Origin of the sequence: Micromonospora radicis (assembly GCF_003583405.1) — a bacterium.
GTDB classification, from domain to species: Bacteria; Actinomycetota; Actinomycetes; order Mycobacteriales; family Micromonosporaceae; genus Micromonospora; species Micromonospora radicis.
In genome coordinates, this window is record NZ_QXEC01000001.1 from 13,137 (window position 1) to 39,689 (window position 26,553).

At 73.0% G+C, this 26,553-nt stretch carries 22 protein-coding genes; 11 read left to right on the top strand and 11 right to left on the bottom strand.

Features of this window, described 5'->3' with window-relative positions:
- Positions 1 to 106 precede the first annotated feature (106 nt).
- From D2L64_RS00080 to D2L64_RS00105, 6 genes are all read left to right on the top strand, one after another.
- Positions 107 to 2,560 (top strand): glycoside hydrolase family 43 protein, encoded by a 2,454-nt coding sequence (locus tag D2L64_RS00080; RefSeq protein WP_119572376.1) that lies wholly within the window; start codon positions 107 to 109, stop codon positions 2,558 to 2,560.
- Between the two features lie 82 nt (positions 2,561 to 2,642).
- On the top strand, positions 2,643 to 5,057 hold the full coding sequence (locus D2L64_RS00085; protein ID WP_119572377.1) for a family 43 glycosylhydrolase: 2,415 nt from the start codon (positions 2,643 to 2,645) through the stop codon (positions 5,055 to 5,057).
- Positions 5,058 to 5,098: 41 nt separating this feature from the next.
- A complete protein-coding gene (locus D2L64_RS00090) occupies positions 5,099 to 5,731 on the top strand; it encodes a hypothetical protein (RefSeq protein WP_119572378.1) in 633 nt (210 codons plus the stop codon).
- Positions 5,732 to 5,805: 74 nt separating this feature from the next.
- Positions 5,806 to 6,912: a hypothetical protein gene (locus tag D2L64_RS00095; protein WP_119572379.1), complete on the top strand. Its 1,107-nt coding sequence runs from the start codon at positions 5,806 to 5,808 to the stop codon at positions 6,910 to 6,912.
- A 77-nt stretch (positions 6,913 to 6,989) separates the two neighbouring features.
- Positions 6,990 to 7,874: a hypothetical protein gene (locus tag D2L64_RS00100; protein WP_119572380.1), complete on the top strand. Its 885-nt coding sequence runs from the start codon at positions 6,990 to 6,992 to the stop codon at positions 7,872 to 7,874.
- A gap of 98 nt (positions 7,875 to 7,972) precedes the next feature.
- Positions 7,973 to 8,500: a P-loop NTPase family protein gene (locus D2L64_RS00105; protein ID WP_119572381.1), complete on the top strand. Its 528-nt coding sequence runs from the start codon at positions 7,973 to 7,975 to the stop codon at positions 8,498 to 8,500.
- 36 nt (positions 8,501 to 8,536) lie between these two features.
- Here D2L64_RS00105 and D2L64_RS00110 read toward each other — a convergent pair whose 3' ends face one another.
- The 3 genes from D2L64_RS00110 to D2L64_RS00120 are packed head-to-tail and all read right to left on the bottom strand — an operon-like array spanning position 8,537 to position 12,006.
- Positions 8,537 to 9,172 carry a response regulator gene (locus D2L64_RS00110; RefSeq protein ID WP_119572382.1) on the bottom strand — a complete coding sequence of 212 codons (636 nt, stop codon included), beginning with the start codon at positions 9,170 to 9,172 and terminating at the stop codon, positions 8,537 to 8,539.
- Entirely contained in the window at positions 9,144 to 11,273 is a 2,130-nt protein-coding gene (locus D2L64_RS00115; RefSeq protein WP_119572383.1) for a sensor histidine kinase, read from the bottom strand. The genes D2L64_RS00110 and D2L64_RS00115 overlap by 29 nt, the downstream gene beginning before the upstream one ends.
- A gap of 13 nt (positions 11,274 to 11,286) precedes the next feature.
- Entirely contained in the window at positions 11,287 to 12,006 is a 720-nt protein-coding gene (locus D2L64_RS00120) for a hypothetical protein (protein ID WP_119572384.1), read from the bottom strand.
- A 314-nt stretch (positions 12,007 to 12,320) separates the two neighbouring features.
- Between D2L64_RS00120 and D2L64_RS00125 the strand changes: the two genes are divergently transcribed.
- Positions 12,321 to 14,459 carry a hypothetical protein gene (locus tag D2L64_RS00125; RefSeq protein ID WP_147376158.1) on the top strand — a complete coding sequence of 713 codons (2,139 nt, stop codon included), beginning with the start codon at positions 12,321 to 12,323 and terminating at the stop codon, positions 14,457 to 14,459.
- Complete coding sequence (locus tag D2L64_RS00130; protein WP_119572386.1) at positions 14,446 to 15,390, top strand: hypothetical protein; 945 nt, start codon at positions 14,446 to 14,448, stop codon at positions 15,388 to 15,390. Before D2L64_RS00125 ends, D2L64_RS00130 begins: the two co-directional genes overlap by 14 nt.
- 21 nt (positions 15,391 to 15,411) lie before the next feature.
- Here D2L64_RS00130 and D2L64_RS00135 read toward each other — a convergent pair whose 3' ends face one another.
- The 5 genes from D2L64_RS00135 to D2L64_RS00155 form a co-directional block, all read right to left on the bottom strand.
- A complete protein-coding gene (locus tag D2L64_RS00135) occupies positions 15,412 to 16,473 on the bottom strand; it encodes a DUF2332 domain-containing protein (protein ID WP_119572387.1) in 1,062 nt (353 codons plus the stop codon).
- Between the two features lie 146 nt (positions 16,474 to 16,619).
- A complete protein-coding gene (locus D2L64_RS00140; RefSeq protein ID WP_119572388.1) occupies positions 16,620 to 17,834 on the bottom strand; it encodes a S8 family peptidase in 1,215 nt (404 codons plus the stop codon).
- Between the two features lie 125 nt (positions 17,835 to 17,959).
- Entirely contained in the window at positions 17,960 to 18,892 is a 933-nt protein-coding gene (locus tag D2L64_RS00145; protein WP_119572389.1) for a hypothetical protein, read from the bottom strand.
- Positions 18,889 to 20,256, bottom strand: a complete 1,368-nt coding sequence (locus D2L64_RS00150) for a hypothetical protein (protein ID WP_119572390.1) — start codon at positions 20,254 to 20,256, stop codon at positions 18,889 to 18,891. Before D2L64_RS00150 ends, D2L64_RS00145 begins: the two co-directional genes overlap by 4 nt.
- Positions 20,253 to 20,558, bottom strand: coding sequence for a DUF6403 family protein (locus tag D2L64_RS00155; RefSeq protein WP_119572391.1), 306 nt, complete (start codon positions 20,556 to 20,558; stop codon positions 20,253 to 20,255). Before D2L64_RS00155 ends, D2L64_RS00150 begins: the two co-directional genes overlap by 4 nt.
- Before the next feature lie 184 nt (positions 20,559 to 20,742).
- Here D2L64_RS00155 and D2L64_RS00160 point away from each other — a divergent pair, with 184 nt between their 5' ends.
- Complete coding sequence (locus D2L64_RS00160; RefSeq protein ID WP_119572392.1) at positions 20,743 to 21,234, top strand: molybdenum cofactor biosysynthesis protein; 492 nt, start codon at positions 20,743 to 20,745, stop codon at positions 21,232 to 21,234.
- Between the two features lie 1,040 nt (positions 21,235 to 22,274).
- Here D2L64_RS00160 and D2L64_RS00165 read toward each other — a convergent pair.
- Complete coding sequence (locus tag D2L64_RS00165; RefSeq protein WP_119572784.1) at positions 22,275 to 22,541, bottom strand: helix-turn-helix domain-containing protein; 267 nt, start codon at positions 22,539 to 22,541, stop codon at positions 22,275 to 22,277.
- Between the two features lie 78 nt (positions 22,542 to 22,619).
- Here D2L64_RS00165 and map point away from each other — a divergent pair, with 78 nt between their 5' ends.
- Complete coding sequence (gene map, locus D2L64_RS00170; protein WP_199714369.1) at positions 22,620 to 23,525, top strand: type I methionyl aminopeptidase; 906 nt, start codon at positions 22,620 to 22,622, stop codon at positions 23,523 to 23,525.
- A 166-nt stretch (positions 23,526 to 23,691) separates the two neighbouring features.
- Here map and D2L64_RS28200 read toward each other — a convergent pair whose 3' ends face one another.
- Positions 23,692 to 24,468, bottom strand: a complete 777-nt coding sequence (locus D2L64_RS28200) for a hypothetical protein (RefSeq protein ID WP_119572393.1) — start codon at positions 24,466 to 24,468, stop codon at positions 23,692 to 23,694.
- A complete protein-coding gene (locus D2L64_RS00180; RefSeq protein WP_233558673.1) occupies positions 24,461 to 25,048 on the bottom strand; it encodes an RNA polymerase sigma factor in 588 nt (195 codons plus the stop codon). Before D2L64_RS00180 ends, D2L64_RS28200 begins: the two co-directional genes overlap by 8 nt.
- Before the next feature lie 68 nt (positions 25,049 to 25,116).
- Here D2L64_RS00180 and D2L64_RS00185 point away from each other — a divergent pair, with 68 nt between their 5' ends.
- Entirely contained in the window at positions 25,117 to 26,379 is a 1,263-nt protein-coding gene (locus D2L64_RS00185; protein ID WP_233558674.1) for a YncE family protein, read from the top strand.
- The last annotated feature ends 174 nt before the right edge of the window (positions 26,380 to 26,553 follow it).

Consider the following 26,553-nt stretch of genomic DNA (forward strand, 5'->3'; position numbering starts at 1 on the left):
GGCTGTTTCAGGGATATTTCCGGCGAGTATTGATGAAGGTCTTGACGAGGGTTGTTAACGCTAACAGCATTAAGGCTTCGTAACGCCCGTGTCTGGAGCTGATGTCATGCCTGCGTTCGCCGCATCCACCATCTCCGATCCGCAAGCCCGTCGTCGCGCCCGCCGGCGCTGGATCCCGACCGTCCTGACCGGAGTGCTCGTCGCCGCCGGGCTGACGTTGCCCGGTACCGCCGCACAGGCCGCCGAGGACTGGTCGCCCCGCTCGTCGTACACCTCGACCGACCGGGGAGACGGCAGCTACACCGTGCCGCTGCTGCGCTCCGACGTGCCGGACATCGGCGTGGAACGCGTCCCCGCCGCCGAGAACGACGAGGGCCGGGACATCTACTACATGATCAGCACCACCATGCACCTGAGCCCCGGTGCGCCGATCATGAAGTCGTACGACCTGGTCAACTGGGAGATCGTCAACTACGTGTTCGACCGGGCCAGCATCGGCGACTCGTTCTCGCTACGTAACGGGCAGAACTCGTACGGCCAGGGCCAGTGGGCGTCCTCGCTGCGCTACCACGACGGCATGTTCTACGTCGCGTTCAACACCAACAACCTGGGTGGCGCGTACATCTACCGCACCGACGACATCGAGCACGGTGCCTGGCAGCGGACGGCCCTCGGTCGCGGCCTGCACGACCCGTCGCTCTTCTTCGACCTCGACGGCACGCCGTACATCTTCTACGGCAACGGCAACATCAGCGCGGTACGACTCAACGCCGGGCTGACCGCCGTGGTGCAGGACTACCCGAACGTCTTCACCGCGAACAACTACGCGGGGCAGCCGTTCATCGGCGGCCTGTTCGAGGGCGCCCAGTTCTACTACATCGACGGCTACTACTACGCCGTCATCATCACCTGGCCCTCCGGGCAGGGCCGTCAGGTCGTCATGCTCCGTTCGCCGGAACTGCTCGGCCGCCACACCTCCGCGGGTGGGGTGAACACCTACGAGGCCCGGGGCGTGCTCAACTCCAACGGCTTCGCCCAGGGCAGCCTGGTCCCGATCGCCGGTGCGGACGGCGCGACCAACTGGTACGGCATGTTCTTCCGGGACACCTTCCCGATCGGCCGCATCCCCGCGCTCATCCCCGCCACCTGGTCCGGCGGCTGGCCGACCTTCGGCACCAACGGTGTGGTGCCGGTGGAGGGCGCGTTCGCCAAGCCGATCGCGCTGAGCCCGGAGCAGGAGCGGTTCGAACGGCAGAAGAGCGTCGTCGCCTCCGACGACTTCGCCAACGACGCCCCGCACAAGGCGTACCGCGACGAGGAGTGGACCACGTCGGACCCGGCGATCGCCGCGGAGATCGCCCCCAACGGGTCGCGGCTGGACATGGCGTGGGAGTGGAACCACGCCCCCGACAACCGGTACTGGTCGCTGACCGACCGGGACGGCTGGCTGCGACTGACCACCGGCAAGGTGGTCACCGGCCAGTACGTCTACACGAAGCTGTCGAACCGCGCGGAACTGGCCTGGTTCGAGGAAGCCCGCAACACGCTCTCGCAGCGGACGTTCGGGCCACGGCAGTCGGCCGAGACCAGGATGGACATCTCCGCGATGCGCGACGGTGACGTGGCCGGGCTGGCCGCGTACAACCGGGGTTTCTCGTACGTGGCGGTCAAGCGGACCGGCGGGGTGAACACGCTCGGCGTGGTCAACCGGGGGCAGCCCTTCGCGGTCGACCTCGACCAGGCGACGCTGGAGAACTTCCTGCCGGGCACCACGGTGTCGCTGGGGGACGCGACCGAGGTGCACGTCAAGGCCGACCTGGACTTCGCCTCGCCGACCGGGCAGCTCTGGACCACGTTCTACTACAGCCTCGACGGGCTGACGTGGACGCAGCTGGGCAACCGGGTCGGGCCGCAGACCCTGGACGGCAGCCTCGCCCACTTCATGGGGCACCGGGTCGGCCTGTTCAACTACGCCACCCAGCAGAGCGGCGGGCACATCGACTTCGACCACTACCTGCTCAGCGACACGCTGACCGCGCAGAACCGGCCACTGGACACCGGGGCCCTCGACGCGGCCATCGCGTACGCGGCCACGCTCGACGAGTCGGCGTACCCGGCCGACGCCTGGGCCGCGATGGACGCCGCGCTCGCGGCGGCGACGTCGGCGCGGGCCGGTCAGTTCGGCACCCAGAACCAGATCGACGCCCCGGAACGCGCCCTCAGCTTCCAACTCGCCCGGCTCGGCGTGCTCCGCGGCGACCCGCCGCAGCTCCCGGTGACCGTCACCGCGCAGGCGCGGTGTGTGGCCGGCAAGGCGTACGTGGCGGTGCAGGCGCGCAACGACCACGACGCGCCGGTGGCCGTGGTGCTGGAGACGGCGTACGGCCAGCGGTCGGTGGCGCAGGTGGCACCGGGTGCCAACGCCTTCCAGCAGTTCGCCGTCCGGACCGCCGCGGTTCCGGCCGGTACGGCGACCGTCCGGGTCACCGGGACGGTCGACGCCAGCGCCGTGACGACCGTCCGCGCCGCCGGATACCCCGCCGCCAGCTGCGGCGGCTGACGCCCCGCCCGAGCTGTCCCGGGGCCGGTGCACGCCGGCCCCGGGATGTCGATGACCCCCACCACCACTAGGAGGACATCTCGTGACACAGCGTCGACGAAGTGCGACCCGCCGTCGGGTCGCCGCGATCGCGGCGGCCGGCGTCCTGCTGGCCGGCTTCGGGTCCGCGGCACCGGTCCAGGCCGCCGACACGAACCTCGTCGTGAACGGCGGATTTGAGGACGGCCTCGTCGGTTGGTTCGTCAACAACGGCAACGCGACCGACGGTGCCATCCTGTCGTCCACCACCGACGCCTACTCCGGGTCGAGCGCGGTGCTGGTCACCAACCGGGCGACCACCGGCTCCGGGCCGATGCAGGACCTCTCCGGCAAGGTGCAGGCGGGACAGACCTACACCCTCAGTGCCCGGATCAAGTACGAGAACGCGGCCTCGCCCGCCACGAAGCAGTTCTTCGCCACCATGCACTACGGCGGCGGCACCTACACCAATCTGGTCAGCGTGACGGCGACCCGGGGCCAGTGGGCGCACTTCAACGGGCAGTTCACCATCCCGGCGAGTCAGGGCGTCGGCACCGCGCGACTGTTCTTCGAGACCCCGTGGACGAGCACCCCGGCCGCCGACCCGAACCTGCACCTGATGGACTTCACGCTCGACGACGTGTCGGTGGTCGGCGCCGCGCCGCCCGCGCCGCCGTCGAAGACCATCGAGGTGGTCGGCAAGCTGCCCGGGGAGCACAACCCGTTGATCGGGCACAAGTTCGGCGCCGACGGGTACGGCTTCGTGCACGACGGTCGGGTCTACATGTACATGACGAACGACACCCAGGGGTACGCGCCGGACCCCACCACCGGTGTCTCGCCGGGCATCAACTACGGCGACATCAACCAGATCACCGTGATCTCCACGACCGACATGGTCAACTGGACCGACCACGGTGAGATCCAGGTCGCCGGGCCCAACGGCGTGGCCCCGTTCACGAACAACTCGTGGGCACCCGGCATGGCCAAGCAGGTGGTCGACGGGCAGGAGAAGTTCTTCCTCTACTACGCCAACGGCGGCGGCTCCAGCAACGTGATCACCGGTGCCTCGCCGGTCGGCCCGTGGACCAGCGAGCGCACCAGCACGCTCATCGACAGCCGTACCCCCGGCACCGAGGGCGTCGCCTGGCGGTTCGACCCGGCCCCGCTGGTGGACGACGACGGGGAGGCGTACCTCTACTTCGGTGGCGGCCCGGCCGCCACGAGCATGCCGCCGGCCGAGCGGTTCAACAACCCGAAGAACCTGCGGGCGATCAGGCTGGGCGACGACATGGTGTCGACGGTGGGCAGCGCGGCGGTGGTGGACGCGCCGGTGGCCTTCGAGGCGGCCCAGGTGTTCAAGCGGGACGGCAGGTACTACCTGTCGTACTCGTCGCACTTCGGCGGCAGCGACTTCGGCGGCCCGCAGACCCCGCTGCCCGGCTACCCGGGCGGCGGCCAGATCGGCTACATGATCTCCGACGACCCGATGGTCTGGCCGAAGGAGACCTACGCGGGGGTGCTGTTCCCGAACCAGTCGCAGTTCTTCGGCGCCGGCACCGGCGGCAACAACCACCAGTCGGTCTTCGAGTACGAGGGCAGGTACTACTTCACGTACCACGGCCCGACGCTGAACAAGCGGATCAACGGCAACACCACCCAGGGCTACCGCAGCCCGCACATCCAGGAGCTGGCGTTCAACGCCGACGGCACGATCCGGCAGGTCGTCGGCGACTACGCCGGTGTCGACCAGGTCCGCGACTTCGACCCGTACCGGGTCTTCGAGGCGGAGACCTTCGGTTGGAGCAAGGGAGTGGCGACCGCCAAGGTCGACGGCGGGTCGGCCGAGTTCGGCGGCACGGCACCGAACCTGGTGGTCCGCGACATCGACAACGGCGACTGGACGGCGCTGTCGTCGGTGGACTTCGGTGCCGGCGCCGGGAGCCTCACGGCGAAGGTGCGGCCGTTGGCGGCCGGCGGCACGATCCAGCTCCGGCTCGGTGCCGCCGACGCACCCGTGGTGGCCACCATCCCGGTGGACGCGCCGCTGGGCCAGTGGACGGAGCTGACCACCGGGCTGACCGGGGTCAGCGGCGTGCACGACGTGTACTTCACCTACGCCGGGCCCGCGGGTGCCGACCTGTTCGAGATCGACACCTGGGCCTTCGCCGCCGGCACCGGTGCCGAACTGCCCGTCGAGGTCAGCGCCCAGGCCCGCTGCGTGGCCGGCAAGGCGTACGTGGCGGTGCAGGCCCGCAACGGTCATGACGGGCCGGTGGACGTCGTGCTGGAGAGCGCGTACGGCCAGCGGTCGGTGTCGGACGTCGCGCCGGGCGCCAACGCCTACCAGCAGTTCGCCTCCCGGACCGCGTCGGTGGCCGCCGGCTCGGCGACCGTCCGGGTCACCGGTGCGGTCGACGGCCGGTCGGTGACGACCGTGCGTACCGCGGAACATTCCGCCGCCGGCTGCGGCGACTGACCTTCCCACCCCTGGTCCCACGAACGACTACGGAGTAGCTGATGGACACATGGAATCGGAAGCGACTGCTGGCGGCGGGTGCCGCCGGTGCCCTGCTGGTCGGGGCGGTGGCGATGCCGTCGGCGGCGTCGGCGGAGCCGGGCGGCAGTGCCGACGTGGCGGTGACGGTCGACATCGAGGAGATCAGCGAGCCGGGTGTGCTGGCGCTGACGATCGCGGGCGACTCGGTGGCGCTGACCGAGGACGGGTCGACGCTGCTGGTCCGCCAGTTCGTCGGCACCCTGCCGACGGTGACGGTGACCGACACCCGGACGGCGGACGAGGTGCCGGAGAACGCCGCCTGGGCGGTGCTGGGCAGCGCGACCGACTTCGTCGGTGCCGCCGGCCAGGAGCCGATCGGCGCGGGGCACCTGGGCTGGCGGCCGCGGCTGATCGACGGCGGCGACACCGGCCTGGTCAGCGAGGGCGAGGAGGTCGTCACCGTCCTCGACGAGCCGACCCAGCCGGGCAACAACGTCGGTCTGGTCGACCAGGAACTGCTGGTGTCGACGTTCGACTCGGGTGCGGTGGCCGGTGACGCGTACTCGGTGGACGCGGAACTGTTCCTGCGTACGGAGGCGGACGTGGCCGCCGGTGCGTACACCTCGACGTTGACCCTGTCCCTGTTCGAGTGATGCGCCGGTGGGGGTCGTCCCGTGCGGGACGACCCCCACCACCGCACCGCCGCTGTCGTCGGAGGACCGCCGTGATGATTCGTCCCGCGCCCGGAGTGCCCGCCGCACCGAGGTTGTTGCCGCGGCTGCTGGCCGCGTTGGCGGCGCTGGTGGTCGTCGGGTCGGTGACGCCGGCCGGCGCCGCGGCACAGCCGGCCGGTCCGACGGTGACCTGGGCGGTGCAGCCGGCGAACCAGCAGGGGCCGGACGGCCGGCGGTGGGTGGAGCTGACGCTCGACCCGGGCCAGGTGGTGACCGAGCACCTGGCGGTGCGCAACTTCGGTGCCGCGCCGGTGGTCTTCTCCCTCAAGGCGGCCGACGGCTATCTCACCGACAAGGGACGGTTCAACATGCTGTCCTCCGACCGGGTGTCGGTCGACGGCGGGACCTGGATCGAGGTCCAGGAGAAGGTGACGGTCGGGGCCAGGGAAACGCGGGTGGTGCCGTTCACGATCAGGGTGCCGGTCGACGCGTCGCCGGGGGACCATCCGGCGGGGATCGCGGCGTCGGTGGTCAGCGCCAGTGGCGCGGTGGCGGTGGAGAGTCGGGTCGGGTTCCGGGTGATGCTGCGCGCCAGCGGCACGGTCACCGCCGCGCTCTCCGCAGAGGGCCTCGCCGCGACCTACCGGCGGTCGTGGAACCCGTTCACCGCCGGCACCCTCCGGGTCACCTACACGGCGAGCAATACCGGCAACGTCGCGGTGACCGGCACCGGTCGGGTCCGCACAGAGGAACTGTTCGGCCTGGTCACCCGGGACGGGCCGGGGGAGGTGGCGGAGACGCTGCCCGGTGGGGAGCGGCAGGTCGAGGCAGCCGTCGGTGGCGTCTGGGGGTTGGGGCGGGTGACGACCGGCGTCGAGGTGACCCCCGCCGTCGTCGGCGGTGATCCGGCCGTCGTCGGCGGTGATCCGGCCGTCGTCGGCGGTGATCCGGCCGGCGCGCAGCTCCGACCGGCGGTGGCCACCGTGACGGTGTGGGTGCTGCCCTGGCCACAGCTGGCCCTCGTGGTGGTCCTCGCCGCCCTGGTCCTGCTCTGGCGGGGCGTCACCCGCCGTCGGCGCCGCCGCCTCGCCCGACTGCTCGCCGAAGCCCGCGACGAGGGGCGTGCGGAGGCCCGGACGACGGCGCTCACCGGCGGCTGACCCGGCCGGGCACCCCGGTCGCGGCGTTTCTGGTGAGTCAACGCAACCAACTCGGCTCCGCTGACGTCGAACCCGGCATGAGTACTTCGCGATACGGGCGACTGGCCGTCGTACCCCTGCTGTTGCTGACCTCGACGGCCTGCGGCCCGCAGGCCGGCGCCGCCGGTGCCGGAGGTTCCGGCACCCCCGAGATGTCCTACTCCGCGGACACCGTGGTGTTCCGGATGGGCTACGTCGGCGGTTTCACGACGCCGGCCATGCTGGCCGCCCGACTCCCCGTGATCAGCGTCTACGGCGACGGTCGGGTGATCACCGAGGGCCCGATCACCATGATCTACCCGGGCCCCGCGCTACCCAACCTCCAGGTCGGCACGGTCGGCGCCGACGAGGTGCAGAACCTGGTCAAGTTGGCCCGCGACGCGGGCGTCGGCAGCGTCACCGACTTCGGCGAACCGCCGGTCGCCGACGTGCCGTCGACCCGGTTCACCGTGCTCGGCCCGAACGGGGTCGAGCAGACGGAGGTGTCGGCCCTGGCCCAGTCGGCCGACATCCCGCAGTCGGGCCTGACCGCCGACCAGCTGGCGGCCCGGGAGAAGCTGCGGGCCTTCGCCGAGTCGCTGACCGCGGAGTCGGGCCCGCTCGCCGCGGCACACCCGACCACCCAGCCGTACGCGCCGACCGCCGTCGCCGCCGTCGCCGAGCCGTGGGTCGCCAACACCGAGGCCGGCGGGCAGCCCGAGGTGGCCTGGCCGGGGCCGACGCTGCCCGGCGCCGAGCTGAACAAGGATCTGGGGCTGGGCTGTGTGACGGCCACCGGTGACGCGGCGCAGCAGGTGCTCGCGGCCGCCGCGAACGCCAACACGGCGACCCCGTGGACCTCGGACGGCAAGCGTTGGACGCTCATCCTGCGGCCGCTGCTGCCCGACGAGACGGACTGCGCCGACCTCGCCGCCAACCGCTGATCGAGAGCCGGGCGGCCGGCGTACCATCCGGCCGCCCGGCCCGTTCTCTCGTCGGGTGCCCCCGCCCGGCTTGCCCCGACGGTCTAGGCTGCCGCGCGATGAACGCGCCGTCCCGCATCCTGATCTACGGGGTTCACGGCTCCGGCAAGTCCACCCTCGCCGAGCTGCTCGCCCTGCGCCTCGGGGTGCCCTGGTACCCGGTCGACGACCTGCTCTGGGAGCCGGGCTGGGTCGAGGTGCCGGTCGCGGTGCAGCGCAGCCGGATGGAGGCGATCTGCCGCCGGGAGCGCTGGATCCTCGACGGGGCGTACCACGGCTGGCGGGACGTGCCGCTGGGCCGCGCCGATCTGGTGATCGGCCTCGACTACCCGCGCGGGATCTCCTTCCGGCGGCTGGCCCGGCGCACCATGCGCCGGCTGTCCACCGGGGAGCAGATCTGCAACGGCAACCGTGAGACGCTCGGCAGCGTACTGTCCGGCGACTCGATCCTGGTCTGGCACCTCACCCAGTACGGGCGGGAACGGCGTCGGATGCGGGCCTGGCACGCCGACCCGTCCGGGCCGCCGGTGCTGCTCTTCGACACCCCGGCCGCGCTGGACCGCTGGCTCGCCGGTCTGCCCCGCTGAGTCCCACCGTCCGCCGCGTCCACCGTCGGCGGTGGTTCAGAGCCCCTGCTCGCGGGCCACGCTGATGGCCTGCGCCCGGTCGGCGACCTGAAGTTTGGCGAAGATGTTGGACACGTGGTTGCGGACGGTCTTGGTGCTCAGGCCCAGCCGCGCCGCGATCTGCGGGTTCGTCAGGTGCTGCGCGATCAGCGTGAGGATCTCCCGTTCCCGGGCGGTCAGCTCGGGAAACGCCGGCTCGGTACGGGCCAGCCCGGCGAAGTAGCCCATCAACCGGGTGGCGATGGCGGGACCGAAGATCGCCTCGCCGTCGGCCACCACCCGCACCGATCGGATGATCTCCGCGCGGCGGGCACCCTTGAGCACGTAACCGCGCGCCCCGGCGCGCAACGCCGCGAAGACCGAATCGTCGTCGTCGGCCATCGACAGGACCAGCACCCGCACGTGCGGGCTCATCCGGACCAGCCGCTCGGTGGCCGCGATGCCACCCATGCCGGGCATGGTCAGGTCCAGCAGCACCACGTCGGGCTGGAGCCGACCCGACACGGCCAGCGCCTCCTCGCCACTGGCGGCCTCGCCGCACACCTCGATGTCGGTACTGGTCGCCAGCAGCGCCCGCAGTCCGGCCCGGAACGGCGCGTGGTCGTCAACCAGCAGCACGCGGATCTGCTCCATCGTCCTCCTTCGTGCCGGTGAGCAGGGTCGCCGTCACCCGGGTACCGGCGTTCGGGGTCGAGGTGACCACGCACGACCCACCGAGTTCCTCGGCTCGTTCCCGCATCGAGTGCATGCCGACGCCGTCCGGTCGACCCGGCTCGCGGCCCCGACCGTCGTCCCGCACCTGCAGGTGCAGCATCCCGCCGTCGACCCGCAGCCGCAGTTCGATCGTGTCGGCGTGGGCGTGCCGGCGGGCGTTGTTCAACGCCTCCACCGCGATCCGGTACGCGGCGACCTCGGCGGCGGCCGACAACGCCGGCAGCGTCGCCGGGGCGTCGAACCGCACCCGCGGTCCGTCGGCCGGACCCGCCGCGATGTGTGAGCGTAGCGCCCCGGTCAGGTCCATGGTGTCCAGCGCGGGCGGCCGCAGCCCGTTGACCAGTCGCCGAACGTCGGCGACGGCGGTACGGGCGTCGACCACGATCTCCTCCAGCAGCCGCCGGGCCGACTCACCCGGCCCGATCTCCTGGGCCGCCTCGGCGCGCATGGTCAGCCCGGCCAGGGTCGGCCCGAGCCCGTCGTGCAGGTCCCGCCGCAGCCGCCGCCGCTCCTCCTCCCGGGCGAGCACCAGCTGTTCGCGGGAGCGTTGCAGGTCGGCCGCGAGGCTCTGGGCCCGGTCCAGGGCCCGCACCGCCTGCACGGCCACGCCGATGTGCCGGGCCAGGTCCCGCAGCAGCCGCAGTTCCCGGGCACCGAGCGTGCTCTCCCCGGCCCGCGGCCCGAGCAGCAGGTGCCCGACCGGTTCACCGGCGGACAGCGGCAGCCGCACCGGCTCGGCGGGCGGCACCCCCAACCGGTACGACCGGCCGTCCACCGTCGCGATCTCCACGTACGACAGTTGCAGCGCCTCCCGGACCGTCCGGGTGCTGGTGGCCAGCACGGCGGCGGCGTCCGGGGTCTGCTCCAGCCGTTCGCCCAGCCGGGCCAGCACCGCGTACGGGTCGTCCCGTTCGCCGTACACCAGCAGGTTGACCCGCCGTTGCAGCCAGTGGCGCAGGGGCGCGACGAGCAGCGCGGCCACCGCCGCGCCGACGAACGACACCGGCAGGCTCGCCGAACTGTCGAAACCGGCCCCGAGCAGGCCGACGACCAGCACGTACACGCCGCCGACGCCCGTGGACAGGGCGACGAACACGACGGTACGGCTGATCAGCAGGTCGATGTCGAACAGCCGGTGCTGCCGGATGGCGATGCCGATCGCGATCGGGATCAGCGCGGCGCTGATCCCACCGGCGAGATCCCAGAACACGCTGCCGTACGGGAAGACGCCCGGCCGTCCGTCGGTCAACCCGGCCACCAGCCGGGCGGCCACCACCGCGACCGACAACGCGACTGCGTACCCGAACCACCTGACCTGCTCGCGGCGTACCCCACGGGCCCGGCGGGCCTGCCACACGACGGCGCCGCCGGCCGCCAGGAAGACCACCGCGCTGGTCAGCGTGGCCACCGCGGCGGTCAGGTCGGCGACCGGCTGCCACCCCGCCAGGCCCAATGGATTGACCGCACCGGCCGGGCTGACCTGCTCGTTGGCGCCGGGCCGCAGCGCACCGGTGAACATCGCGACGGCACCGGTGAGCACCACCGCCCAGACCGCCGGCCGCCACCGGGCCGACAGCGGCCGGCCGTCGGGGAAGAACACCGGGATCAGTGCCATCGCCGCGTTCCCGGGCACCCACAGCCAGTTCTGCGGCCAGGCCAGCGCCGTGGCCCACGGCAGCGAACCGGGCGCCACGACCAGCCCGTGCGCCGCGTACTGACCGCAGGCCTCCTGCAACGCGAAGCAGAACCCGCTGGTCAGCGCCAGCCAGCCGATCGGGTGCTCCGGCCGCTGCGCGGCGATCGTCGCGCCGACGACCGCGCTGGTCACCACCAGGAACAGGTGGGTGACGTCGTTGTGGGTGCCACCGTTGGCCGCCGCCAACCCCACCGCGACCACGGTCAGCAGCAGCGTCGTGGCGCACAACGGCCACGCGGCCCGGCGCGCCCGGGCGAGGTGGACCTCGCGGTCCGGGCGCACCGGCCCGGCGACCGGCTCGTGGGGCGGGTAGTCGCTGGTCATCGCGCCGCCGACACTAGACGATCACTCGGCCCGGCGGATCGGACGACCGGCTCGCCTGCCCGAACGCCAACGCCAACCCGGCGACGACCGTCCAGATCCCGGCGGGCACCAGCGCGATGTACTGCACCGGCGTGAGTTGCGTGGCGGCGACCAGCCCGGCGACCACCGCGCTGAAGACGGCGAACCAGCGGCTGACCGAGCCGTGCCGGAACCCGCCGACCGCGACCGCCGCGGCGGTCAACCCGATCCCACCCCACAGCCAGGCCATGGTGGCGACGATGGTGAGCTGCGGGGCGATCACGTCCGGGTCGTACTGGTCGGCGGCGCCGAGGGCGAAGAACAGTTCGGTGGAGATGCCGCCGCCGACCAGCAGCCCGACCAGCACCAACCCGATGCCGGTCGTGGCCACGGCCGGCACCAGGCTGTCGGCCGGCTCCTGCGCCGCCAGGTAGCGCCGCAGCCCGGCCGCGAAGACCGCCAGGCAGACGATGGCCACCACCGTCACCACCTGGTGTGCCCAGACGTACCCGGTGCGGTCGGCGACGGCGGCGACGTAGTCGGCGTTGTCGGCGCGGAACTGCTCGGCGGGCGCGGTCAGGGTGGCCGTGGCGAAGATGCCGACCAGACCGACCAGGCCGCCGAGGGCACCGGTCAACGCCCAGGCCCGTCTCGGGCGTACCGGCTGCGGTGGCGCGCCGTCGGTCGGACCGGCCGGCGTCGGGGCGGGATACATGCTGCTACCTCCTGGGTGGGCGGCTGCCCAAGACCGGGCTGACCGTGTTCGTGGGCCGCAACGGACGATTCGGCACCGACGATGCCGACCGGCCGACCCGGCGCGCATGGGTCACCCGGTCCCGATCGACCGGGACCGGGCCGGGACCACACCACCGCGACCACCGGCCCGGCGGGGTGCGGACCGGGCGGCGGCCGACGATCCCGGTCCGGCGGGACGCCGGTCCCTGGTGGCCGGGACACGCTGCCCGCTCTACTGCCTGCGGGGCGACACCGACCGGTGCCGCCCCGCCCCCGTAACGAAGGGAACCATCGATGACACGCGCCTCCCGCCCGGCACGAGGTGTCGACCCGCCCGGCGGGCGTCCGCGCCGATGGCCGGCGGTCGCGGTGCTGCGTTGGCGGCCGCCGGCCGCGGTGCTGCGTTGGCGGCCGGCGGTCGCGGTGCTGCGTTGGCGGCCGGCGGTCGCGGTGCTGCTCTGCGCCACCCTCGTCGCCGGTGGCTGTACCGCCGACCGCGACGACCCGCAACCCACCGGCTCGGTCGACCGGGCCGCCATCGAGTCCGTCGCCGGTACGCTCCCGGACGACCCGGCCGAGGCCGCCGAGCGACTCGTCGCCCTGATCCACGCCGACGACCCGAGCCGCTCCGCCGCGGCCACCGCGGAACTGCTGCGCCGCGCCGGACACCCGATCGTGTCCGGGCGGGGGCCGGTGGTGGCCATGCCCGACGGGCTGGCCCTGTACGACGCACCGGTCTACGTCGAGCTGATCCCGGCGCTGACCGCCGCGACCCGGGCCGAGGACCGGTACCCCGTGGACCGGTTCGCGGTCCTGCTACAGGCCGTCGGGCTGACTCCGGAGAAGCTGACGTACGGCCAGCTGACCGCGACCATCGCCGGGTGGGCCAAGCAGCCCGAGGCCGTGCCGATCTTCGTTACCGCGGCGGCCGGGGTGCGGGCCCTGTCGGCCCACCGCCAGCAGGTGATCTTCCCCGGCGCCGACCCGGACACCACGTTCCTCGACCCGCTGCAGACGATCCTGCTGCTCGGGCACGCGACCAGCCGGATCAGCGAGGTGCGTGCGCAGGAGCAGCCGCAGGCCGCCGCCCGCCCCGGCCTGGTGGACCGGTTGCTCGGCGGCGGTGTCGCCCGTGCCGCGTCCCGCGGCGGTGTCGCCCGTGCCGGGTCCGGTGACGGGCCGTGTCAGAGCATCACCCGGTGGACCGGGCCGCCGCCCGACCCGACGGCCAAGGGGATCATCGACTCCGCGAAGGGGCGACTCAAGGACGGCCTGGTCAAGCTGCTCCCCAAGGACAAGCAGGACCGGATCGGTCGGGCCGAGGAGGTGTGGGGCAAGTCCGGCGCGGCGGCGAGCGCGATCCTGCTGCTGTCCGGTACGCGGCTGTCGTTGACCGCCGACAAGACCAGCACCCACTTCAAGCACACCGTCGGCAGCCGGGCCGAGCACGTCACGCTGACCGCGACGGCGACCTTCGAACTGGAGGTCGACAAGGATCTGCTGCACTGCTACTCGCTGGCCGGGGTGACCATCCCGCCGGCCGGTCCGCTGAAGGGCTTCACCGTCCGCTGGAGCAGCGTGCAGCCGCAGGCCGGCACCATCCAGGAGGGTGGCACGCAGCTGTTGAAGGCGGTCTCCGCGGACAGCAGGAAGATGAGCCGGGGGGTGAAGACCGGCAGCGACGGCCGGGCCACCCTGGAACTCAAGCCGCCGGTGGAGGACCCGGACGGCGTGGGGGAGAAGCTGACCAGGTACGCCACCTTCCTCGCCGCGCTGGACAAGGAGAGCCTGCCGTTCGAACTCGGCGACGCGTACGGCCTGCTCAGCAACCCGGTCGGGTTCGGCGTCGGCAAGAACTTCGACCTGTTGCGCGACGTGCTGGTCAAGGTGGGCCTGCCGGACCAGAGCATCACCGTCGAGGTCACCTACCACGGCAGTGACATCGTGCTGGCGCAGGGCGCGAACGAGGTCAACCTGATCCTGGCGAAGCTGCCCAAGGTCTACGTCGACCTGGTCAGCTGCGCCGGCGAGGCCGGCCCCTTCAAGGGCACCGCCGGCTACGACGGTGCGACCAGCGGGCAGCTGCTGCAGATGGCGGGTGCGGCGACCGGGGTGAAGGTGCCGAAGGACTTCGCCGGCAGGGCCAACGAGATGACCGTCACGCCGTCGGCCGACCAGTCCGGCCGACACGAGTTCCACATCATGAAGGGCGAGGGCGGCAGTCAGTTCCTCGACGGCGTACTGCGCTTCTACCCGTTCCTCAACACCCGGGCGGTGGTGCTCGCCGACAACCGCATCGGTCGGCCGGTCGGCGACGTCGAGATCCTGCTCGCCGGCCACACCTTCCCGTTCAGCAGGCTGTCCTGGCCGGTCGTACGGGTCGAATCAGACCCGCGTTGCCCCAAGGTGAGGTACTTCCATGACGAGCTGTGAGCTGCGCGGGCCCCTCCCGCGACACCGCCTCGGCGCCTGGCGGCGGGCGGCCGTCGCCACCGGCCTGGCGACCCTGCTCGCCCTGACCGCCTGCACCGGTAGCGACGCCCACCCGGACGGTTTGGCGTCCATCCCACCGGCCCCCGGGGCCGCCGCGCCGTCCGACGCCGCGCCGGCCAGCTTCCCCGGCCTGTACGTCACCGCGGACGTGGTGCCGGTCGCGGAGTCCGCCCGCCACGTGGTCCTGGCCAGTGGGCGTGCCTGCCCGGAGCTGTCCGAGATGCTGTCCGCCGGACAGTGGCAGCGGGTCGCCCGGCTCTCCTTCGGCAAGCTCGGCGAACCGGAACTCGCGCTGCTGACCGGCTTCGGCGGCATCCCCGGCGACCTGCTGCGGCGCGGGGACCGGCTGGTCTTCGCCGGACTGGAGGGCGGGGCGGCCTGCACGGCGACGGTCAGCGAGGTGACCCGGGGGGAGGTCACCGTGACCGGCGCGGGGCTGCCCGGCGCGGCGGCCGGCTGGGTGGCGACGACCCGCTGCTACCGGTCCAGCTCCGACGGCACCCTGACCGTGAGCCTCTACTTCGACACCGAGCAGAAGGTCGGCGGGCAGGGACAGATCACCCTGGCCCGGGCCGGTGACCGGTACCAGGTGGACGACGACGCCTCGGCGCTCACCCTGACCCTGCTGCGGCACCGGGGCCAGTTCCTCGACACCATGTCGGCGGCGTACACCGATCGTCGGCCGCCCGCCGGGCTGCGCCAACTCGTCCCCGGTGACTCCTTCACCGGCGCCGCCACCGTGGGCGACGAGTCGGCCGCCGTACCGGCCGGCACCATCACCCTCGGCGGTCTGGAGGCCGAGACCGGCACCGGCGGTGCGGTCTCGCTGTCGTTGCCGTTCGCCTGCCCGAGCCTGATCGAGGTCCGGTAGCCGTCGTCGTGCCGCCGCCGGTCACCCGTCGAGGCGTACCTCCCGCATCGCGGGCAACGGTTCCAGCCAGGCGAGGTGGCCGTCGGCGACGGCGATGGTCCGGCTGCCGGTGGGATCGGTGGCGGTCAGGCCGATGCCCGGCCGGCCCGACGGCGCGACCCGCTGGTCGTCTTCGAGCGCCAGGTGCAGCAGCGGTCCGCCGTCGCCGAAGGCCGCCACGGCCGCGTCGAACGCCGGGCGTCGGCCGACGGGCACGTGGATCCGGGTCGCGGTGTGTACGACCAGCCGCGGCAGGCCGGCGGGGAGGCTCGCCACGACGTCGGCGCCGATGTCCACGACGTCACCACGGCGGACCCGCGGTGGGTCGGCGGCCACCGCGTCGAGCGCCGCCTGCAACAGCGCCGCCTGGTGGGCGTTCTCCGGCCACACCAGCGCGCGTAGCCAGGCCCGGTCGTCGGCGTCGGTGACATCGGGCGGGTCGAGGTCCACCCCGACGACCTCGGCGATCTCCGGCATCTTGCCGACGTCGGGCAGCAGGTGGGCGTCCGGCACGTCGACGTGCAGCCACACCGACGCGTCGGGCTGGCCGTAGCCGGTGCCGCCCAGGGTGAAACCGTACCGGTCGGCGCGCAGGTTGAGGCCCGCGCTGCACCCCACCTCCACGACGCAGACCGGTGCCGGCGTGGCCCGCCGCAGCAGCGCCAGCCCGATCCGGGTCACCAGGGCCCGCTGGACGTGGTTGGTCTGCACCAGTCGGCTGCCGAGCAGCGCCGTGATCTCCGGGGCGTACGCCGCACAGAACCGGGTGAAGGCCGTAGCGGTGTCGCCGTCGACCGGCCGGGCACGCGCACCGACGACCGACGGGTAGTACTCGGCCAGCGTGTCGACGGTACCGGCCAGCAGCAGCTGGTGGACGGCGCCGAAGAGCGCGAACGTCGGCTGCTGACCTGGTCGGGTGCCCGCCGCTAGTTCGAGCAGCGCGCGGTCCTGCGCCACCACCGAGAGCAGGTGGCGGTACAGCGGCGAACTGTCGAAGCCCCGCGCCGTCCGGAACACTTCCGCGATCTCCCCAACCTCGCCCATGCCCCGACGCTAGACGACCCCCACCCGTTCCTCCGGTTCCCGTCCTACTCTCCGGCGCCGCTTCCTCGGCCGCTGTCGAGCGGCACCCGGCGCTGCCCACGGCTCGGGTGGCCGGTGGGCAGCGCCGGGTGGGCCGCTAGAGAGAGCTAGAGGTTGCGCTTGTTGAGCAGTCGGTTCGGGGTACCGGAGAGGCTGCCGCCGACCACGCCGGTGGTGGCGTTGTTCACGATCCAGTTGTGCACGGTGGCCTGGCTGGCGTCGCCGTAGGTGGCCTTGTAGAGCGCGGCGACCCCGGCGGCGTGCGGCGTCGCCATCGACGTGCCGTTGAGGCTGGAGGTGGTGGAGGTGGGGTACGTGGAGACGATGGCCGAGCCGGGGGCGTAGATGTCGACGCAGGAACCGATCGAGGAGTAGCTGGCCCGCGCGTCGGTGTTGGTGGTGGCGGCGACGACCAGCGCGGCGGTGAGGTTACGCGGCAGTCGGTCGCACGAGTTGCCGCCGGTGTTGCCGGCGGAGGCGGCCAGGAACACGCCGCTGTTCATCATGTTGGTCAGCGCGGTGGCCAGGGTGGAGCTGTAGGTGTAGTTCCAGGAGGCGTTGGCCACGGCGGGCTTGCTGGCGTTGCGGGTCACCCAGTCGACGGCGCCGACGGCGGCGGAGAGGGTGCCGCCACCGGAGCAGTTGAGCCACTTCACGCCGTACAGCCGGACGTTCTTGGCCACGCCGTGGCTGGTGCCGCCGATGGTGCCGGCGACGTGCGTGCCGTGGCCGTTGCAGTCGGTGTTGTTGCTGTCGATCGAGTTGTACGCGAACGTCGCCCGCCCGCCGAAGTCGGGGTGGCTGGCCTGGATGCCGCTGTCGATGACGTAGGCGTGCACCCCGCTGCCGGTGGAGTTGTAGGTGTAGCTGCGCGACAGCGGCAGGTTGGTCTGGTCGATGCGGTCCAGGCCCCAGGACGGCGGGTTGCTCTGGGTGGCGTCGACCACGTCGTACTGGATGACGTCGCGTTCGATGCTGAGCACGTTGGCGTTGTGTGACAGTTCGGTGACCTGTGCGGCGGTGAGCCGGGCCGCGAAGCCGTTGACCGCCCGGCTGAAGTAGGCGCTGGGGGTGGTGCGCAGGGCGCGGGCGGGCGCGGTCGCGTCGGTGCCCGGCTTCATGGTGACGACGTACGCCCCGGGGATGACCGTGACGTCGGTGGCGGCCTGCGGGGTGGTGATCGGCAGGGCGGCGGCCCGGTACGGTCCGCCGGCGGCCATCGCCGGTTGCGGCAGGGTGAGCAGGGCGGCGACGACGGCGGTGGCGGTGATGCCGGCGGCGACCGCGACGCGGCGCAGGCGCGGTGGGCGTGCTTGTGACACGAAGCCTCCTCGAGAGCCGATCATCCGACATGGATGATCACTGACGCTGAGAGGCTATATAGATGTACGCAAACATAGAAGTCGAGGGATGTTACAGCTTGGTGTCGCCTGCTCCGCTGCCGTTGTCACACCCCGCGGCGCAGCCGGCCGGTCGGCTCGTCGGCCAACCGCGATGCCCGCCGGCTGAGCGTGTCGACCTCGCCGCGCAGCCGGCGTACCGCCCTCTCGTCGCCCGGCCCGACCGCCGTGACCTCGTCCAACAGACGGGCGTAGTCGCCGGCCAACCGCAGGTACGCCGGGCGCACCCTGGCCCCCGCCCGGCCGCCGAACCGCTGGTCCAGGTCGACGATCTGCTGGGCGAGCGCGGCGGTCGCGGCGGTCAGCGCGGCCCGCCCGTCGGCGTGCCCCACCCGCCGGGCCTGCCGCGCCTCGGCCAGCCGACCGGCCCGCCGCCCGATCAGCCACAGCGTCGTGGTGCCGGCGAGCACCCCACCGACCGCCGCGCCGGCCAGCAGGTACCGGGGAAGGGACGGGCTGATCGTGCGCGCCCCGTCGGGGACGAGACCGGCCCGGACCAGCCGGTCGTAGTTGAGTACGACCATCTTCAGCGCCTCCAGCGGCTGGTCGACGAGGGCGTCGGTGCCCTGGTCGATCGTCGTCTCCACGACGATCGCCCGGCCCAGATCCCGGTTGTCGTGCCGGGGCAGGCGGGAACAGCCGTACGTCGCCCAGTCCTCGCCCGCTCGACTCATCGCCAGCACGACGGTGCCCGCCGCGGCCCGCTCGGTCTGCCCGCACGCGGACGGCAGGTCGTGCCCGGGCTCCATCAGCAGGACGACCAGCCGCCGGTTGCCGATGATCCGCTCGGCGGCGCCCCGGTCCAGGTCCACGCCGGGAGCGACGTACACCGCCGAGGAACGGACCTCGCGGGCGATCGGACCGTCGAGGATCCCGCCGGACCACACCGCCCACCCGGCCAACACCAGGCAACCCAGTACGGCACCGCCGAAGGCGTTGCCGAACAGCCCGCCGAGCAGGCGACGAAGAGTGGAGATCATGACAGCCTGCCCTGAAGGTAGTTCTCCGGCCGGTAGTCGGGAAGGCCGACGACCCGGGCGGTCTCGTCCAACTCCGCCGTCGCGTCGTCGAGTAACTCCCGTACGTGCCGCGCGGGCAGACCCTTCTCCAACGCCGCCCGGGCGGCCTGGAGCTTGCCGATGCCCCGGGTCAACGCCGCGTTGCTGCGGGCGTCGGTCAGCAACGACACCTCCAGCGCTAGCGCGGTGAGCCCGGCCAACCGGGCCGGACCGGCACCCTGCCGGGCCCCGCCCAACCCGGCGAGGACACCGGCGCGGCGCAGCGAACGGGCCGACAGCACCAGGTAACCGGCGACGCAGGCGGTGAAGATCCAGGGCAGCGCCGGCAACGCCACCCGCAGCGGGTCGAGCGGCTGGTACGGCAGCGGCCGGTCGAACAGACCCGCGTACCGGATCTCGGTGACCCTTCCCAGGTAGACGCCGAGCACGTTGCGCTGCGGATAGTCGTACCGGCTGAGCCGGTCACCGAACTGGGCGTAGAAACTCGCCCCGGCCAGCTCCGCGAACTCGTCGGCCGCCGGGCCGTGGTACTCGATCCACTCGCCGTACATCACCACGATCGGGCGGCCCGGGTCGACCCGGGTCAACGCCGCCCCGTACGCCGGCAGCGCCTCGCCGTACGCCTGCCGGGGCAGCACGACGTACCAGGCCCCGGCGGGGAACGCCGAACGGGCCGCGTCCTCGGGTACCCCGTCGAGCGTGGCGCCCCGGCCGACGTGCAACCCGTCGGCCCGCAGGTCGGCCAGTACGGTGGCCAACTCCGTCCCGGACGGCTCCCGCCAGCGCAGGTCGTCGCGGTCGGCCGCGGCCGGTACGTCCCGCAGCTTCGCGATCATCGTGACCAGCGGGCCGGTCACGTCGCCGGTGGCGAACTGGGCCCGCCACCCCGTCAGCCGGTCCGGAGTGGCCAGATAGCTGCCGCCGCCGACCTGCGTACCGATCACCCGCACCGAGGCGTTCTCCACCTCGCGGATCCGCTTGCGCTCGGCCTCGTCGAGGCCGGGCGGCGCGACCAGGATCCGGATGTCGTCGCCGCCGATCGCCTCCCGTACCTGTTGCTCGTCCCAGTACGCCACGGCACCGGGCAACCGCACCACCGGGTCGGCGGCCACCAGCGCGGTCATCTCCTCGGTCGAGGGCACCGTGGCGTCGCTCAACTCGCCGGCCGACCCCTCCTCGATGCGTACCGAGGGGGTCGGTGACTGGCCGTAGCTGACGTCGATGCTCTGCCGCTGGGCCAGCAGGAACACCACCAGGACGAGCCCGGCGAGGCCGAGCAGCGCCCAGCGCAGCAGCCCGAGATGCCGGGCGAGCCGGCCGATCATGCCCGCTCCCGCCACAACTCGTCGGCCCGCCGCGCGTGCTCGGAGGCCGCCTGCGCCGCCACCACCCCGCCGTGTTCGGCGGCGAGCAGTTCGGCGCGGGCCAGCAGCCGTTCGGCCTCCGGCACCCGTACGGCGGTGGCGTCCCGGCTGACCGCGGCGCTGTCGATCGCCGCCCGCGCGGTCGACCAGGCTACCCGGGTCTGCCGGGTACGGGCCAGCCGGCGCGGCAACAGGGTGGTGACGAAGCCGGCCGCCAGCAGCAACACGCCGCCGAAGAGCCAGCTGAGCAGGGATGGTGACATGTGCTCCCACCGTCCGAGGGGGTCCGGTACGGCTACCTGTCTAGTCCAACCGCGCCAACCCCGGCACGTCAGCCCCCCTCGACGGTGCCGTCCCGGGCGCCCCAGGTGGTCGCGTCCGCGCCCGATCGGTGCCGTTCGTCCGGCGGTCCCGTGGGCCGGACCCGGGCGGCATAGGGTGTCGAGCATGTCGGAGATCGTCGAGCTGCTGGCCTCACCCGCGCACCGGTTCGTGGGCCGACCGGCCGACGGTCCGGCACCCGCGCCGGCCGGGGAACTGGTCGCCGAGATCCAGCTCCGGGCCGAGCTGGGCATCGTGGGGGACCGGTACTTCGGCAAGCCGGCCCACCGCGAGGCGAGCGTGACGGTGATCGCGGCCGAGTCGTTGCCGCCCGGTGCCGGTCTGGCGCAGGTCCGCCGCAACATCCTGACCACCGGCATCCCGGTCGACGACCTGGTCGGCGCGGTGCTGGTGCTCGACTCCGGGGCGGGCCCGGTACGCCTGCGGGTGAACCGCCCGGCGCATCCCTGCGCCTGGATGGACGTCACCATCGGCCCGGGTGCCTGGCGGGGGCTGCGCGGGCACGGCGGCGTCCGCTGCACCCCACTGACCGACGGCCTGCTGCGGGTCGGCCCGGTGACGGTGGCGATCGAGCGGATCCCGGCCGAACGCGGCTGACCTGCTGGTTCTGCTGGTTCTGCCGGTCGTGCCGGTCCTGCCATACGACGCCGCCCCGTTGCGCGATCGTGCCGGATGCCTCCACCGCCGGTTGGGTGATCGTGCCGTCGCCAGCCACGATGGCGCAGCGGGACGCCGTGATCGACAGGGCGGCGCCGAGGCCGGTGGCCTGCCGGGCGAACACGTGCTCGGGCAGCGCGATGTCGCGCAGGTTGCCGTCGACGAGCAGGGCGTCCCGGGGGTCCTCCGCCAGCCCTTCGGCGATGGTCGGGAAACGGGGATCACCGAAGGCGACCCCGGCGTGCCGCCGGGAGGGCGCCCGGCCGGTGATGTCGTCGCCGAACCGGGGCACGGCGAGCAGCCCGGTCAGGTCGCTGCGGCGGCCGTCGGTCACGGGTACCGCCAGCACCGCCGCTCCGAGCCCGCGCACCTCGGCCGGTACCGGTGCCGCCCGCAGCGCAAGCTCCGCCGGTGCCCCGTCGGCGCATCCCGTGACCGTGACCAGGACTGTCAGCGCGATCGTCGCAGTCCAGCGCCGTCTCGCGCGCCGCCGGTCGTTCCGCGCGCCGCCGGTCGATCTGTCGCGCCGTACCCGTCATGTGTCCATTGTGATCACCGCAGCCAAACACCGCTCGTGGGCTCGCCCGCGCGTTCGCGGAACAGTTGATCCACCGCCGGCCCGGGAATCGCCTGCCCGGAAGTGGGTACCGTGGGTGGCGTGATTTCAGGGTGAAATAATTATTTCACCCTGAAATCAGCGTCCTGAAGGGGACGTCGGGACGTCCCCGGGCACGCCAGCGGCGCGCTTGATCGGGGTAGCCGCTTCGTGCGGCAGCCGGGGTGTCACGAGTGCGGACCGCGATCTTCAGACATGCGTGGCGGCGACCAGGGATGCGTGGGGCGACCGCGGATGCGTGGCGGCGACCAGGGACGAGGTGAGGGCGGTCCTGGAGGGTCGGCCCGATCTGCCGCTCGGCGGCCCGATCTGCCGCTCGGCGGCTCTGCCGCTCGGCGGCGGGAGCTGACGTTCTGGCTGTCGGTCAGGATGCCTGGCGGGCGGGAAGGTCGGCCAGCCAGACGTCGGCCAGGTCGCTGAGGGGGACGTCGAGGGCCTGGCTGAGGCCGACCACGGTGCCGAACGCCGGTGCGGGCAGGCGACCTGCCTCGATCTTGCGCAGGGTCTCGGGGGAGATGCCGGCCGCCAGGGCCACCTCGACGAGGCTGCGCCCAGCCCGGGCGGCCCGGAGGGCGGCTCCGAGACGCTGGCCTGCGGCGATCTGTTCGGCGGTGAGTGGCTGGCGGACCATGCGAGCAGGATACCCGCCCGCCGTGGCGGCCCCATCCTGACGTGGTATAAAAATACCGCCATGGAGGGGGAGGCTGTCGTGATCGAGCTGAAGACCGACGAGGAGATCGACCGGATGGCGGTGACCGGCCGGTTCGTCGGCGAGCTGCTCGCCGAGCTGAGCGGTGTCGCCGAGGTCGGTGTCAACCTGATGGACCTCGAACACCACGCCCGCCGCCGGATCGCCGAACGTGGCGCCGAGTCCTGCTACTGGGACTATGCCCCGTCGTTCGGCCGCGGCCCGTTCCGCAATATGCTGTGCCTGTCGGTGAACGACGCGGTGCTGCACGGCCTGCCGCACGACTACGTGCTGCGCGACGGTGACCTGCTCAGCATCGACATGGCGGTCGGCATCGACGGTTGGGTCGCCGACTCCGCGCTCTCCGTCGTCGTCGGCGACCCGGACCCGGCCGACCTGACCCTGATCGAGGCCACCGAGGCGGCGCTGGAGGCCGCCATCTCCGCCGCCCAGCCGGGCGGACGGCTCGGTGACGTCTCCGCCGCGATCGGCGAGGTCGCCCAGTCGTACGGCTACCGGGTCAACGCCGAGTTCGGCGGCCACGGCATCGGCCGCACCATGCACGAGGCACCGCACGTGCCCAACAGTGGTCGTCCCCGCCGTGGCCTGCGGCTCGATCCCGGCCTCACCATCGCCATCGAACCGTGGCTCTGCCACTCCACCGACAAGATCAGGTACGACGAGGACGGTTGGACGATCCGCTCCGCCGACGGTTCCCGTACCGCCCACTCGGAACACACCGTTGCCGTCACCGCGTCCGGTCCACGGGTGCTGACCCGCCGCCCCACCGACGGCGCCGCCCCGGCCGACCTGAGCCGGAAGCCCACCGGGCCGGTCGGCGCCGGGGCCGACCGCGACACCAGTCGCCCACGCGGTGAGGGTGTACGGCACCGAGGACGAGCACCGCGCCGATGGTCGCCCGGCTGATCGCCCGGTGGTCGGTGGCCTCCTCGACCAGTGAACCGGGGGCGTCGACGCAGGCCCAGGACGGCGTGCCTCCGGCGGCCGGCAGCAGATCCGCATCACCGGCCGCCGTCAGCGACAACCCGACGTCGGTGGGCTGGTCGTCTGGTCGCCCAGGTAACAGGGCGGGTCACTCCAGCGTGGCGGCGATCTCGACGGCTTCGGACACGGTGAAGGGGCCTTCGAGGCGGTAGGTGACGCCGTCCTGCTCCCAGACCAGGGTGGCGGCCGCCAGGCGGGCGCTCTCCTCGCGTACGACGCCGGTGCGGTCCACGTACGTCACCGGGTGGGGGCCGCCGAGCCAGACCGCCGGCTGCCCGTCGACCTCGGTCCACTGGGCTCCGGGGCCGCCGGCCTGCTTGAAGAAGACGCCGTCGAGTTGTCCGTCGAAGGCGTCCAGGCGTACCTCACCGGCTCGGTAGAGCAGGGTGGCCACCCGGTGGCTGCCGGTGCCGTCGGGGTCGGCGACCAGTACCTGCTCGGGTGGGCCGAGCGCGGTCGGTACCCGGATCGGGAAGCGGACGAGGCGTTGCGCCTCGGCCAGTCCGGTCGGGCGTTGCGCGGGTAGCGGGGACGGTGAGTCGCCGGGGGGTGTCGGGTCGCCGGTGGTGCTGATGGTGATGCCGGCGAAGCGCAGCAGCCCGGTGACCGCGTCGGCGAGCGCCGCCCGGCCGGGGGGCAGCAGCGTCACCAGCAGCGCGGCGAGCGCGGCGGCCAGCGCGTACCGCAGGCGTCGCCGACGCCGACCGGCGGCGGCCGGGGCGCGCCGCGCGGAGCTGGCGGGTCGGGTGGCGGCGGTGCGGGTGGCGGCGGTCAGGCGGGCGCGGACCTGGGCGGTCACGTCCGGCGGGTCGGGGGTGTCCAGCCAGCCGGACAGTTCGCGTAGCTCCCGCTCAAGGTCAGCCATGCCGGACCTCCTCGACGTCGAGCAGGCCACGCAGTTTCGTCAGGGCCCGGGAGGTACGCGACTTGACGGTGCCCCGGGCCCAGCCGAGCATGGCGACCGTCTCGTCCTCGGTGAGGTCGAGGAAGTACCGGCAGACGATCACCTCACGGTCGCGTTCGGGGAGTTGCCGCAGGGCGTGCAGGAGCGCGGCGCGGCGTTCCCCGGCGAGCAGGGTGCCGGCGGCGTCGTCCTCGGCGGCCTCGGCGCGGGGGCTCAGCTGGGCGGCGCGCAGCACCAGACCCGTGCGGCGGTCGCGGGAGCGGTGCAGGTTGCGGGTCTCGTTGGCGACGATCGCGAGCAGCCAGGACCGGAACGACGAGTCGCCGCGGTAGCGGGACAACTTCCGGTAGCCCTTCACGAACGCCTCCTGGATGACGTCCTCCGCGTCCGAACCGGCGCCGAGCAGCACCGCGGTCCGGTACGCGGACGCGGTGTGCCGGGCGACGAGGAGTTCGTACGCCTCCAGGTCGCCGGCCTGTGCCCGGCTGACGAACTCCGCGTCGTCCAGTGTTACCTCCGGTGGGATCACCCCTACTGACACCGGCCGCGCCGTCCAGGTTCCATGGTTCTTCGACGGAACCGCGCCGGTGTCGGCGGTGTCATCCGGTCATGATGGCGAAGACGACGATCACCCGCCGTACCCTGCTGGCCGCCCTCGGCGGCGTCGGTGCGGCGGCGCTGGCCGGTTGCGATCCGGCCCGGCGCCCGGCGGCGTCCGGCCCGGCCGGGCTGCTGCCGGATCCGCTGCTGGTGGAGTTCGACGGCGGGCTCGGCCTGCTGCGCGGCGGTGAGCGGCAGCCCATCCCGTCGGCGGTCGCCAGCGCGGACGGCAACATCATCCTCGCGGCGGCGCCCGGCGACGCCGGCACCGACCTGTGGCGCGTCGACGCCGCCACCGGGGGTGCCTCGCCCCGGGTACGGCTGCCGGGCCGGTGGGTGCCGCAGACCGTCTCCGGCGACGGTACGCGGGTGGCGTTGACCGGTGAGGCGGTGAGCGTCACCAAGGAACGCCCCGTCGGGCGGGACGTCACGCCGGTGCTGATCGCCGACACCGGTGGGCCGCGGCGGCAACTGCGACTGCCGGGCAACTTCGTGCCGGAGGCGTTCACTCCCGACCACAGCGGACTGTTCGTGCTGGAGTGGCTGCCGCCCCGGGCACCGGACCGCTACCGGGTGCGGGTGGTCGACCTGGCCACCGGCGAGCCGGGGCCGCTGACCACCCGACTCAAGCAGGCGATCCCCGCCGGTGCGGAGGAGGAGATGCGTGGCGACGGACGGCAGGCGGTGTACGCCCCGAACCGCACCCTGCTTTACACGCTCTACACCCACCAGCCGGAGCACGAGCACACCCGGGACCGGATCAGCGGGCGGCCGGGCAGCGACGTGCACGCCTTCGTGCACACCCTGCACCTGGGGGAGCGGTGGGCGTACTGCGTGGACCTGCCGGCGCCGTTCGGGCACGGCCCGGCCGAGGGGCACGCGATGGCGGTCACCCCGGACGGTGCCCGGCTGTACGTCGTCGACATCACCTCGGGTGTCGTCGCGGAGGTCGACACCGAACAGCTGACCGTCACCCGGGTGGCCAAGATCACCAGCGGGTCCGGGTCGGCGCACGCGGTCACCGACGGTAGGCGGCTCTACGTCGCCACCGGCAGCACCGCCTTCGGCGTCGACCTCGCCGACCTCGGCGGCGGCATCGAGTTGACCGCCGGGGAGCCGGTCAACGGGCTGCTGATCAGCCCCGACGGCAGCCGGCTGTACGTCGGCCGGGACGCGGCGGTGAGCTGGCACGACCCGGCCGGCGGCGCGGAACTCGGCCGGGTCGACGTGCCGGGCCTGGTGGGGCTGCGTGCGTTGACCCGGTCGGCCTGACGGGGTCGCGCCCGACGGCGGACAGTGGGAGCATCGGGGACGAATCCGGCACCCGCCCCGGCTGATCCGAACCGGGTCCGCCATCGTACGTTAGGGGGACCGGGGGCCGGGCTCGGCCGACGGCGCGACTCGGAACGCCGGAGTGATCTCTGGTCCGAACGGAGGAGTCCGCGG

What these genes read in the sequence shown, in the direction of transcription:
- D2L64_RS00080 (WP_119572376.1), top strand. Translation starts at nt 107, where the DNA reads ATGCCTGCGTTCGCCGCATCCACCATCTCCGATCCGCAAGCCCGTCGT.
- D2L64_RS00090 (WP_119572378.1), top strand. Translation starts at nt 5,099, where the DNA reads ATGGACACATGGAATCGGAAGCGACTGCTGGCGGCGGGTGCCGCCGGT.
- D2L64_RS00095 (WP_119572379.1), top strand. Translation starts at nt 5,806, where the DNA reads ATGATTCGTCCCGCGCCCGGAGTGCCCGCCGCACCGAGGTTGTTGCCG.
- D2L64_RS00100 (WP_119572380.1), top strand. Translation starts at nt 6,990, where the DNA reads ATGAGTACTTCGCGATACGGGCGACTGGCCGTCGTACCCCTGCTGTTG.
- D2L64_RS00105 (WP_119572381.1), top strand. Translation starts at nt 7,973, where the DNA reads ATGAACGCGCCGTCCCGCATCCTGATCTACGGGGTTCACGGCTCCGGC.
- D2L64_RS00110 (WP_119572382.1), bottom strand. Translation starts at nt 9,172, where the DNA reads ATGGAGCAGATCCGCGTGCTGCTGGTTGACGACCACGCGCCGTTCCGG.
- D2L64_RS00115 (WP_119572383.1), bottom strand. Translation starts at nt 11,273, where the DNA reads ATGACCAGCGACTACCCGCCCCACGAGCCGGTCGCCGGGCCGGTGCGC.
- D2L64_RS00120 (WP_119572384.1), bottom strand. Translation starts at nt 12,006, where the DNA reads ATGTATCCCGCCCCGACGCCGGCCGGTCCGACCGACGGCGCGCCACCG.
- D2L64_RS00125 (WP_147376158.1), top strand. Translation starts at nt 12,321, where the DNA reads ATGACACGCGCCTCCCGCCCGGCACGAGGTGTCGACCCGCCCGGCGGG.
- D2L64_RS00130 (WP_119572386.1), top strand. Translation starts at nt 14,446, where the DNA reads ATGACGAGCTGTGAGCTGCGCGGGCCCCTCCCGCGACACCGCCTCGGC.
- D2L64_RS00135 (WP_119572387.1), bottom strand. Translation starts at nt 16,473, where the DNA reads ATGGGCGAGGTTGGGGAGATCGCGGAAGTGTTCCGGACGGCGCGGGGC.
- D2L64_RS00145 (WP_119572389.1), bottom strand. Translation starts at nt 18,892, where the DNA reads ATGATCTCCACTCTTCGTCGCCTGCTCGGCGGGCTGTTCGGCAACGCC.
- D2L64_RS00150 (WP_119572390.1), bottom strand. Translation starts at nt 20,256, where the DNA reads ATGATCGGCCGGCTCGCCCGGCATCTCGGGCTGCTGCGCTGGGCGCTG.
- D2L64_RS00155 (WP_119572391.1), bottom strand. Translation starts at nt 20,558, where the DNA reads ATGTCACCATCCCTGCTCAGCTGGCTCTTCGGCGGCGTGTTGCTGCTG.
- D2L64_RS00160 (WP_119572392.1), top strand. Translation starts at nt 20,743, where the DNA reads ATGTCGGAGATCGTCGAGCTGCTGGCCTCACCCGCGCACCGGTTCGTG.
- D2L64_RS00165 (WP_119572784.1), bottom strand. Translation starts at nt 22,541, where the DNA reads ATGGTCCGCCAGCCACTCACCGCCGAACAGATCGCCGCAGGCCAGCGT.
- D2L64_RS28200 (WP_119572393.1), bottom strand. Translation starts at nt 24,468, where the DNA reads ATGGCTGACCTTGAGCGGGAGCTACGCGAACTGTCCGGCTGGCTGGAC.
- D2L64_RS00185 (WP_233558674.1), top strand. Translation starts at nt 25,117, where the DNA reads ATGATGGCGAAGACGACGATCACCCGCCGTACCCTGCTGGCCGCCCTC.